Annotated in this window: 10 protein-coding genes; 9 read left to right on the plus strand and 1 reads right to left on the minus strand. The window is 72.4% G+C overall.

The features are described 5' to 3' along the window. Window positions 1-83: 83 nt before the first annotated feature. Window positions 84-458, minus strand: a complete 375-nt coding sequence (locus ABZX96_RS37475; protein ID WP_355553971.1) for a DUF1844 domain-containing protein — start codon at window positions 456-458, stop codon at window positions 84-86. A 474-nt stretch (window positions 459-932) separates the two neighbouring features. On the opposite strand from ABZX96_RS37475, the gene infC reads away from it, so the two are divergent. The 9 genes from infC (at window position 933) to ABZX96_RS37520 (ending at window position 10,840) form a co-directional block, all read left to right on the plus strand. Continuing rightward, window positions 933-1,550, plus strand: a complete 618-nt coding sequence (infC, locus tag ABZX96_RS37480) for a translation initiation factor IF-3 (RefSeq protein ID WP_355553993.1) — start codon at window positions 933-935, stop codon at window positions 1,548-1,550. 125 nt (window positions 1,551-1,675) lie between these two features. Next, on the plus strand, window positions 1,676-1,870 hold the full coding sequence (gene rpmI, locus ABZX96_RS37485) for a 50S ribosomal protein L35 (RefSeq protein WP_030017691.1): 195 nt from the start codon (window positions 1,676-1,678) through the stop codon (window positions 1,868-1,870). 101 nt (window positions 1,871-1,971) lie between these two features. Beyond that, the gene (gene rplT / locus ABZX96_RS37490; protein ID WP_355553974.1) at window positions 1,972-2,355 is read left to right on the plus strand and encodes a 50S ribosomal protein L20; all 384 of its coding nucleotides are present in this window, start codon (window positions 1,972-1,974) and stop codon (window positions 2,353-2,355) included. A 127-nt stretch (window positions 2,356-2,482) separates the two neighbouring features. After that, entirely contained in the window at window positions 2,483-3,337 is an 855-nt protein-coding gene (locus ABZX96_RS37495; RefSeq protein WP_355553977.1) for an RNA methyltransferase, read from the plus strand. A gap of 271 nt (window positions 3,338-3,608) precedes the next feature. After that, complete coding sequence (locus ABZX96_RS37500; RefSeq protein WP_355553980.1) at window positions 3,609-4,763, plus strand: ATP-binding protein; 1,155 nt, start codon at window positions 3,609-3,611, stop codon at window positions 4,761-4,763. Between the two features lie 184 nt (window positions 4,764-4,947). Next, window positions 4,948-6,081 carry a phenylalanine--tRNA ligase subunit alpha gene (pheS, locus tag ABZX96_RS37505; protein ID WP_355553983.1) on the plus strand — a complete coding sequence of 378 codons (1,134 nt, stop codon included), beginning with the start codon at window positions 4,948-4,950 and terminating at the stop codon, window positions 6,079-6,081. Beyond that, entirely contained in the window at window positions 6,081-8,609 is a 2,529-nt protein-coding gene (gene pheT, locus ABZX96_RS37510) for a phenylalanine--tRNA ligase subunit beta (protein ID WP_355553985.1), read from the plus strand. Before pheS ends, pheT begins: the two co-directional genes overlap by 1 nt. Before the next feature lie 314 nt (window positions 8,610-8,923). Beyond that, window positions 8,924-10,261, plus strand: a complete 1,338-nt coding sequence (locus ABZX96_RS37515; RefSeq protein ID WP_355553987.1) for a transcriptional regulator — start codon at window positions 8,924-8,926, stop codon at window positions 10,259-10,261. 48 nt (window positions 10,262-10,309) lie between these two features. Next, on the plus strand, window positions 10,310-10,840 hold the full coding sequence (locus ABZX96_RS37520) for an NUDIX hydrolase (RefSeq protein ID WP_355553990.1): 531 nt from the start codon (window positions 10,310-10,312) through the stop codon (window positions 10,838-10,840). Window positions 10,841-10,939 lie beyond the last annotated feature (99 nt).

Raw genomic sequence — 10,939 nt, forward strand, 5'->3', positions numbered from 1 at the left:
GGACCGTGGGGTGACGACCACGGGCCGCCACCCCGGAACGTTCCGGGGTGGCGGCCCTTCCTATGGGGAGACCTGCCGGACGCCTACCCGTAGACCGGCCCGGTGAACTTCTCCCCGGGGCCCTGGCCCGGCTCGTCCGGGACCACCGAGGCCTCGCGGAAGGCGAGCTGGAGCGACTTCAGGCCGTCCCGGAGCGGCGCCGCGTGGTACGAGCCGATCTCGGTGGCGCTCGCCGTCACCAGGCCGGCCAGCGCGTGGATGAGCTTGCGCGCCTCGTCCAGGTCCTTGTGCTGTTCGCCGTCCTCGGCGAGGCCGAGGTTGACCGCCGCCGAGCTCATCAGGTGCACCGCCACCGTCGTGATCACCTCGACGGCCGGGACGTCCGCGATGTCGCGGGTCAGGGCGTCGAAGTCCGGGTTCGACGGATCGGGCTGCTGCGACGGGGTCTGCTCGCTCATGGCTTCGCGCTTCACTTCCTGGTAGGGGATCGGGTTCACCCTATGGCCCGCGCACGCGCGTACGGGTGCGGGCCCTGGCGGAACCCGGACGGGGGAGTCCGCGCCGCCCGAGGCCGCCCCTCGCGCCGCACCGTCCACGTACGCCTCACGGGGCACGCTCGACCACGCCCGTTCCTCGCACACGCGAGTGGGGGCGGCCCCTTGACTGGTGTACTCTGGTGTTCCGACCGGTCGGGTGCTACGTGCCCGGCCCGCAAGTGGAGGCTCCGTCTCCCACCCGCTCCGGCTTCAGGTCGGCGGGTCACAGGTCAGGCTGCGCCCCGTGCGATGTCGCGGTGGTGCTCCCGAGCCATTCTGGAGCCCCGCCTGCGTCCGTCCGGGGCATTTTTTGTGCGTCGGCGCGGTTGGTCACATCGAAACAGACGTTACGGGGCGGTCCGCCAGGCCGTCGCGTGGTGCTACCGAGGAGGATCCATCAGCGCCGAGCCCCGCATCAACGACCGGATTCGCGTCCCTGAGGTGCGACTCGTCGGTCCCAGTGGCGAGCAGGTCGGCATTGTGCCGCTTGCCAAGGCCCTGGAGCTTGCGCAGGAGTACGACCTCGACCTGGTCGAGGTGGCGGCGAACGCCCGCCCGCCGGTCTGCAAGCTCATGGACTACGGAAAGTTCAAGTACGAGTCGGCCATGAAGGCCCGTGAGGCGCGCAAGAACCAGGCGCACACGGTCATCAAGGAGATGAAGCTCCGGCCGAAGATCGACCCGCACGACTACGACACCAAGAAGGGTCACGTCGTCCGGTTCCTCAAGCAGGGTGACAAGGTCAAGATCACGATCATGTTCCGTGGTCGCGAGCAGTCCCGCCCCGAGCTGGGCTTCCGACTGCTCCAGCGGCTCGCGAACGACGTCCAGGAGCTGGGCTTCATCGAGTCCAACCCGAAGCAGGACGGCCGCAACATGATCATGGTCCTCGGTCCGCACAAGAAGAAGACCGAGGCGATGGCCGAGGCCCGCGAGGCGCAGGCCGCCCGCAAGGCGGAGCGCCAGGGTTCTGCTCCCGCGGAACAGAACGCCGAGGAGCCCGCCGAGGCGTGATCCAGGGCGCGAGCCCCGGATGAGCGCCGGGGTCCCCGCCCCGGTTGACAACCGATACACACTGACGCCCCCGCGCGCCGGTCCCCGGACCGGTGGGGGCGCCACTGACGAGGAGAGAACGGCGCATGCCGAAGAACAAGACGCACAGCGGTGCCAGCAAGCGCTTCAAGGTCACCGGCTCCGGCAAGGTGATGCGCGAGCGCGCCGGCAAGCGCCACCTGCTTGAGCACAAGTCGTCCCGTGTGACGCGTCGCCTCACCGGCAACGCCGAGATGGCCCCGGGCGACGCCGCGAAGATCAAGAAGCTTCTCGGCAAGTGAGTCCGCGCCCCGCACGACATCGGGGCGCAGGACCTGGACCGGGACCCATTCGATTCGGGCCGTGTGAACACCACCGCGGCCCCGCTACAAGGAGTTAACAAGTGGCACGCGTCAAGCGGGCAGTCAACGCCCACAAGAAGCGCCGGGCGATCCTCGAGCAGGCCAGCGGCTACCGCGGCCAGCGTTCCCGCCTTTACCGCAAGGCGAAGGAGCAGGTCACCCACTCCCTCGTCTACAACTACAACGACCGCAAGAAGCGCAAGGGCGACTTCCGTCAGCTGTGGATCCAGCGCATCAACGCCGCTGCCCGCGCCAACGGCATGACCTACAACCGCTTCATCCAGGGTCTGAAGGCCGCCAACGTCGAGGTCGACCGCAAGATCCTGGCCGAGCTCGCGGTCAACGACGGCAACGCGTTCGCGGCGCTCGTCGAGGTGGCCCAGAAGGCGCTGCCGAGCGACGTCAACGCTCCCAAGGCTGCCTGAGCACCGTCCCCACGGACCGTGTGAGCGGACCCGCAGGCCCCGGCCTGCGGGTCCGCCGCCATTTCCCCTCGGGACGTCCCCGCGACCCCCGCACCACCGGAAACACCACAGAAGCGAGCCGCCGCCCATGGGCACCCCCGAGCTGATCTCCCCGCGTTCCACGCGCGTCGCCGCCGCCCGGCGGCTGGCCCGCCGCAACCTGCGCGGCAAGGAACGCCGGTTCATCGCCGAGGGCCCGCAGGCCGTGCGCGAGGCGATCGCGCACCGCACCGGCGGGCGGCCCACGCTGATCGAGCTGTTCGCGACCGTCGAGGCCGCCGAGCGGCACCACGAGATCGTCGACGCGGCGCGTGACGCCGGGGTGGCCGTCCACTTCGCCGACGACCGCACCATCGCCGACATCTCGCAGACGGTCACCCCGCAGGGGCTGCTCGGCGTCTGCCACTTCCTCGACTCGCCCTTCGAGGAGATCCTCGCCGCCCGGCCGCGGCTGGTCGCGGTGCTCGCCAACGTCCGCGACCCCGGCAACGCCGGGACGGTGCTGCGCTGCGCGGACGCCGCGGGCGCGGACGCGGTGGTGCTCACCGACGCCTCGGTGGACCTGTACAACCCCAAGTCCGTACGGGCCTCCGTCGGCTCCCTCTTCCACCTCCCGGTGGCCGTCGGCGTCCCCGTCGAGCAGGTGGTCGGCGGGCTGCGGGACGCCGGGGTGCGCATCCTGGCGGCGGACGGCGCGGGCGACCGCGACCTGGACGCGGAGCTGGACGACGGCACCATGGGCGGCCCCTCGGCCTGGGTCTTCGGCAACGAGGCGTGGGGCCTGCCGGAGGAGACCCGGGCGCTGGCGGACGCCGTGGTGCGGGTGCCCATCCACGGGCGCGCCGAGAGCCTGAATCTCGCGACGGCCGCCGCGGTGTGCCTGTACGCCTCCGCCCGCGCGCAGCGCGCTCCCGGAGGGTGCCGCTCCGGCTCCGCCGAGTAGGGTCCGCCGTCGAAGCGGCGTCGTTCGCCCGGAGGGCGGGCCGGGCGTCTCCCCCAGCCTCCGGCCGGGCGGACCCCCAGTGCGTGCGATCGCAGGGCGGAGGGTCTCCCCGGTACCGGGTGTACCGGGGCGGTCCCGGCAACGCGGCGAGCGTGCGTGCCCGGGGGCGCCTCCCAGCCGGAGGCTGGGGGAGCGGCGCCCGGCAGGCGCCACTTTGACGGCAGACCCTAGTAGGGTGGCGTGCCCGGAGGCCCGGAAGGGGGTAACGGGGATGAATGTGAGGACTTCCGCGACAGTCGCAGCCGACCCTTGCCCATCCAGCGCCCCGGCGCGCGTTTCCGCGCCGGTGGCCGCCCCGGATTTCACCGGCCTCGGTCTGGACCCGGACGATCTGCCCGACGGCCTGGTGGTTGCGGACGAGACCGGCCGGGTCATCTGTTTCAACGCCGCCGCCGCCCGCGTCACCGGCATCGCCGCCCATGAGGCGCTGGGCCGCCCCCTGGAGCGGGCGCTGCCTCTCCAGGACCTCGAAGGCCGCCGCTGGTGGCAGCTCACCGACCCGTACGGCGGGCTGGCGATCCGCAGCGGCCAGCCGGAGCGCAACCTGCTGCTGGGCGGGCGCGAGGTGCTGGTCTCCGTGCGCTACGTGCGCGCCGGGCCCACCGGGCCGGTCCGCCGCCTGGTGGTCGGGCTGCGCGGCACCGAGGCGCGGCGCCGCACCGAGCTGAGCCACGCCGAGCTGATCGCCACCGTCGCGCACGAGCTGCGGTCCCCGCTGACCTCCGTCAAGGGGTTCACGGCCACGCTGCTGCAGAAGTGGGAACGGTTCACCGACGATCAGAAGCGGCTGATGCTGGAGACGGTGGACGCCGACGCCAACCGCGTCACCCGTCTGATCGCGGAGCTGCTGGACATCTCGCGGATCGACTCCGGCCGCCTGGAGGTGCGCCGGGAGCGGGTGGACATGGTGGCGGCGGTGCGCCGGCACGTGCGGGCGCAGACGACGGCCGGGCAGCAGGCGGACCGCTTCCTGATCCGCATGCGGGAGCCGCTGCCCGATCTGTGGGCCGATCCGGACAAGGTCGATCAGGTCTTGGGCAATCTGCTGGAAAATGCGGTGCGCCATGGTGAGGGAACCGTCACCATCGACGTACGACCGTCCACGAGCGAGAGCACCGGCAGCGGCGCGGAAGGAACGACCGTCACCGTGAGCGATGAGGGCCCCGGCATCCCCGAGGAGTCGATGAGCCGCGTCTTCACCCGCTTCTGGCGGGGCAGCAAGCGCGGCGGCACCGGGCTGGGCCTCTACATCGTCAAAGGCATCGTGGAAGCGCACGGCGGGGTGATCACGGTCGGCCGGGCGCCGGCCGGCGGCGCGCAGTTCCGATTTACCCTGCCCGCCGGCACTCCCGCCTTCCTGGCCTGAGTCCCGCCGGCGGGCGCCTTCGACCAGGGGCCTTTGACCGGGCGCGGCGGGTGTCCCCTTAGACTTGCCCTTTGGCACCTTTGGCATACAAGCGTCGGGGGCAAGCCGCGCGCCCAGCTCGGCTTCGGCCGCCTCGTACCAGAGTCGAGGCGCGGAGCGCAGCCAATCGGAAGCACGGGAAGAGATGTCCGCACCCAATAAGTCGTACGACCCTGTCGAGGTCGAGGCACTGAAACCGGAAGAGATCGCCCGCGTGCGGGACGAGGCGCTGGCCGCCATCGCCGCCGCCGCGGACCTCGACGCGCTGCGTGAGGTGAAGGTCGCCCACAGCGGCGACCGCTCGCCGCTCGCCCTGGCCAACCGCGAGATCGGCGCGCTGCCGCCGCACGCGAAGGCGGACGCCGGCAAGCGCGTCGGCCAGGCCCGCGGCCAGGTCGGCCAGGCGCTCAAGGTGCGCCAGGCGGAGCTGGAGGCCGAGCGGGACGCGCGCGTCCTGGTCGAGGAGGCGGTGGACGTCACGCTGCCCTACGACCGCGTTCCGGCCGGTGCCCGGCACCCGCTGACGACCCTGTCCGAGCGGATCGAGGACGTCTTCGTGGCCATGGGCTACGAGGTCGCCGAGGGCCCCGAGGTCGAGTCGGAGTGGCTGAACTTCGACGCGCTGAACCTCTCGCCGGACCACCCGGCCCGCACGACGCACGACACCTTCTTCATCGAGGGCGCCGGCAACGCGGTGGGCGACGCCGACCGCACCGGCGTGGTGCTGCGCACCCACACCTCGCCCGTGCAGATCCGCAGCATGCTCGACCGCGAGCCGCCGCTGTACGTGATCTGCCCCGGCCGCGTCTACCGCACCGACGAGCTGGACGCCACCCACACCCCGGTGTTCAGCCAGGTCGAGCTGCTGGCCATCGACGAGGGCCTGACCATGGCGGACCTCAAGGGCACCCTGGACCACATGGTCCGGGCGCTGTTCGGCGAGGGGATGCAGACCCGGCTGCGGCCGAACTACTTCCCCTTCACCGAGCCGTCCGCCGAGATGGACATGGTCTGCTACGTGTGCCGCGGCACCTCCGTGGGCGACCCGGAGCACCCCTGCCGCACCTGCTCCAGCGAGGGCTGGATCGAGCTGGGCGGCTGCGGCATGGTCAACCCGCGGGTGCTGACCGCCTGCGGTGTGGACCCCCAGAAGTACAGCGGATTCGCCTTCGGGTTCGGCATCGAGCGGATGCTGATGTTCCGCCACAACGTCGAGGACATGCGAGACATGGTCGAGGGTGACGTGCGCTTCACCAGGCCGTTCGGGATGGAGATCTGATGCGGGTCCCGCTTTCTTGGCTGCGGGAGTACGTCGACCTGCCGGCCGGTGAGACCGGTCGTGACGTGCAGGCCAAGCTCATCGCCTCCGGGCTGGAGGTGGAGACCGTCGAGCGGCTCGGCGCCGACCTCACCGGCCCGCTGGTCGTCGGCCAGGTCCTGGCCATCGAGGAGCTGACGGGCTTCAAGAAGCCGATCCGGTTCTGCCAGGTGGACGTCGCGCGGGCGAACGGCACCGGCGAGCCGCAGAACATCGTCTGCGGCGCGCGCAACTTCGCCGTCGGTGACAAGGTCGTCGTGGCGCTGCCCGGCGCCGTGCTGCCCGGCGACTTCCGGATCGCCGCCCGCAAGACCTACGGCAAGGTCTCCGAGGGCATGATCTGCTCCGGCGACGAGCTGGGCATGGGCGACGACGGCACGCACGGCATCATCGTGCTGCCGCCGGAGATCGAGGTCGGCACCGACGCGATCGCGCTGCTGGAGCTGGTCGACGAGGTGCTGGACATCGCCGTCACCGCCAACCGCGGCGACTGCCTGTCCATGCGCGGCGTCGCCCGCGAGACCGCCATCGCCTACGGCCTGCCGCTGCGCGACCCCGCGCTGCTGGACGTGCCGCCGCCGAACTCCTACGGCTACCCCGTGAAGATCGACGACCCGATGGGCTGCGACCGCTTCACGGCCCGTACGGTCGTCGGCCTCAACCCCGAGGCCCGCTCGCCGATCTGGCTCCAGCGGCGGCTCCAGAAGGCCGGCATGCGGCCGATCTCGCTCACGGTGGACGTCACCAACTACGTCATGCTGGAGCTCGGCCAGCCGCTGCACGCCTACGACCGCACGCGTCTGGACGGCACCATCGGCGTGCGCCGGGCCCAGCCGGGCGAGAAGCTGCGCACCCTGGACGGGGCGCAGCGGGTCCTGGACCCCGAGGACCTGGTCATCGTCGACAACCGCGGCCCCATCGGGCTGGCGGGCGTCATGGGCGGCGCGGACACCGAGATCGCGGAGTACGCGACCGACCCGGAGACCGGCCAGGTGCACGGCTCGACCGAGATCGTGATCGAGGCCGCGCACTTCGACTCGGTCGCCATCGCCCGCACCGCCCGCCGGCACAAGCTGTCCTCCGAGGCGGCCAAGCGGTTCGAGCGCGGCGTGGACCCGCAGGCCGGCTCGGCCGCGGCGCAGCGCACCGCCGACCTGCTGGTGCTGCTCGCCGGGGGCACGGCCGAGGCCGGCGTCACCGAGCTCAGCTCGCCGAGCGCCCCGCGCACCATCTCCGTCCCCGCCGACCACCCCGACAAGGTGGCGGGCGTCGCCTACGGCCGGGAGACGGTGGTCCGCCGCCTCCAGCAGGTCGGCTGCGACGTGTACGGGCAGGACGAACTGGTCGTCACGGTGCCGTCCTGGCGCCCCGACCTCGCCGACCCGAACGACCTGGCCGAAGAGGTCATCCGCCTGGAGGGCTACGAGAACCTCCCCTCCACGCTGCCGCAGCCGCCGGCCGGGCGCGGGCTCACCGAGCGCCAGCGCCTGCACCGCCGGGTCGGCCGCGCGCTGGCCGGCGCCGGGTACGTCGAGGTGCTGAACTACCCGTTCATGGGCGACGCCGTCCTGGACCAGCTCGGCATCGAGGACGACGACCCGCGCCGCCGCACGGTCAAGCTCGTCAACCCGCTCTCCGACGAGGAGCCCGCGCTCCGCACGACCCTGATCCCGGGGCTGCTCGCGGCGCTGCGCCGGAACGACGGCCGGGGCTCGCACGACCTCGCGCTGTTCGAGACCGGGCTGGTCTTCCGGCCGACCGGTGACGAGAAGCCGGCCGCCCGGCTGCCCGTCGACCGCCGTCCGACCGACGAGGAGATCGCCGCGCTCAACGCCGCGCTGCCGCAGCAGCCGCGCCGCGTCGCGGTCGTCCTGGCCGGCGCCCGCGAGCAGGCCGGCTGGTGGGGCCAGGGCCGCCCGGCCACCTGGGCGGACGCCATCGAGGCGGGCCGCACGGTGGCTCGCGAGGCGGGCGTCGAGCTGATCGTCCGGCAGGACCAGCACGCGCCGTTCCACCCGGGCCGGTGCGCCGCGCTGCTCGCCGTCGTGGACGGCGAGGAGATCCTCGTCGGCAACGCCGGTGAGCTGCACCCGCGCGTCACCAAGGCGCTCGGGCTGCCCGAGCGCACCAGCGCGATGGAGATCGACCTGGACCGCCTGGAGCGGGCCGGGACCGGGGTGGTCCAGGCTCCCGGCATCTCCACCTTCCCGGTCGCGACGCAGGACGTGGCGCTGATCGTGGACGCGTCGGTGCCGGCCGCCGAGGTCGAGTCGGCGCTGCGCGAGGGCGCGGGCGAGCTGCTGGAGTCGCTGCGGCTGTTCGACGTCTTCACCGGCGAGCAGGTCGGCGAGGGCAAGAAGTCGCTGGCGTACGCGCTGCGGTTCCGGGCGCCGGACCGCACGCTCACCGCGGACGAGGCGTCCGCGGCCCGTGACGCCGCCGTGGCCACGGCGGTCGAGCGGACCGGGGCGGTGCTGCGGGGCGCGTAACGCCCTTGCGGTACGCGGGACTTGAGGGCCCGGTGGTGGTTTCACGTGAAACCACCACCGGGCCCTTCGTCGTGGTCGTGCGGAGGTGCCGCCGCCGGGCCCTTCGTCCGAGTGGGCGTGGGCCGCGCACGCGGGGCGCCGCCGGAGCAGTGGCCGGAGCACAGGGGGCGCCGCGCCCGGAGCGAAAGGCGGCGCGGTCGGTTCACTCCCCGTGTGAACCCCGCGTGACTACGCTGATCCCCAAAGGGCGGACAAGTCGACATATCTACGAGCCGACGGCCCAATCGGGGCGAAGGGCTCACGGGGAGGGCGCCATGGAGCCCAACAGCCTGCTCGACGCGATCCTCGACGAGGCGGGCATCTCCCACGCCGGACTGGCGGTGCACGTCAACCAGCTCGGCCGGCAACGGGGACTGGCCCTGCGGTACGAGCACACCGCCGTCGCCCGCTGGCTGAAAGGCCAGCGGCCCCGCGGCGAGGTGCCCGACCTCATCTGCGAGGTGCTCAGCGAACGGCTGCACCGCTCCGTCGGGCTGGACGACATCGGGCTCAGCCGGCCGGGGGTGCGCCGCGCGCCGGACACCCCGCTGTCCGGGTTCGTCGAGCGGGCCACCGCCCTGTGGCGCTCCGACGAGCAGCAGCGCCCGCACGTCCTGTCCGCCCCCGCCCTCACCGGGACCTCGGCGGTCATGCCCGTATGGGAATGGGAGAACCCGCCCGAGGACTCGGACGTCTCACGGGAAGGCCTGACGCGCGTGAGCATGGCCGACATCGAGATGCTGCGCGCGGCCCGGAACCACTACGAGCAGATGTACCGGAAGGCGGGTGGTGTAGCGACCAGAACGCGCATCGTCGGATTCCTCAACACCGAGGCGGCGCCGCTGCTGCGGGGGAGCTACACCGACGCGACGGGGCGCCAGCTCCACCGCGCCACCGGTGGGCTGGTGGCGGTCGCCGGAATCTGTGCCTACGACTCGGACGCCCTCGGGCTGGCCCAGCGCTATTTCCATCAGGCGCTGCGGCTGGCGAAGGCCAGCGGAGACCGCGGTCTCGGCGCGTACGTGATCGCGCTGCTGGTCAACCAGTGCCTGTTCGTACGGGAGTACCGGCAGGCGGTCGCCTTCGCGGAGGCGGCGCTGCGCACGGCGGGGCCGCAGATCACCCCGGCGCTCTCCGCGGACCTCTACGCCATGCAGGCCAAGGCGTACGCGCGGCTGGGCGACGGCCGAAGCGCGCTGTCGTGCATCCGGCGTGCCGAGGCGGCGGCGGAACGGATACGCCCCGGCCTGGAGCCCGACGAAACGGATTACGTCCAGCCGGGCCTGGTGAACGTACAAGTGGCGGAGGCCCTGCTGAGCCTGGGCGACCTCCGGTCCGCCCGGGAACACGCGGACGCCGCCGTCGACACCCCCACGCACGACCGGGGCCGGGTCCACCGGCTGGCCATGCTCACCCATATCGAGCTGCGCCAAGGGGACGCGGACCGGGCCGTGGCCAACGCCGCACAGATGACGGAACGGGCGCGGGGAATGGAGTCGCAACGGCTGCGGGACCGGCTCCGGGCGGTGCGCGAGCACCTGGCCGAAACCGGGAGCTCCGCGACCGCCGAGGCTGCCGACCTGATCGACGAGGCGCTGCGCGTTCCGCTGTGAACCGGCCTCGTGTCACCTTGCCGGCTCATCGGCGGAAGGTGGCACAACGTGCAGTGGAAGAATCTCCGGGAGCGGCCCGTGTACGAGAACCGCTGGTTCCGGGTCAATCTCGCGGATGTCGAACTCCCCGACGGCCGTCATCTGGATCACTTCCTGATCCGGATGCGGCCCGTCGCCGTGGCCACAGTGGTCAACGAGGCCAACGAGGTGCTGCTGCTGTGGCGGCACCGGTTCATCACCGACACCTGGGGCTGGGAACTGGCCGCGGGGGTCGTCGAGGACGGCGAGGACATCGCCGGCGCGGCGGCCCGCGAGATGGAGGAGGAGACCGGGTGGCGTCCCGGCCCCCTCAAGCACCTCCTTTCGGTCGAGCCGTCCAATGGGCTCACCGACGCCCGGCACCACATCTACTGGTCCGACGAGGGCGTCTACGTGGGCCATCCCGAAGACGACTTCGAGTCCGACAAACGGGAGTGGGTGCCGCTCAAGCTCGTACCGGACATGGTGGCGAGGGGCGAGGTGCCGGCCGCCAACATGGCGGCCGCGCTGTTGCTCCTGCACCACATCCGGCTGGGCTGACCCGGCCCGTCCGGTCCGCCGTCCGATCGGCGGGGCCCCGCTGACGGGACCCTGACGGCCGGCCGCGGCGGACGTGCTCGGTGACCCGGCGCCGGGCGA

The sequence above is a fragment of the Streptomyces sp. NPDC003077 genome (genome assembly GCF_040611095.1).
Lineage (GTDB): Bacteria > Actinomycetota > Actinomycetes > Streptomycetales > Streptomycetaceae > Streptomyces.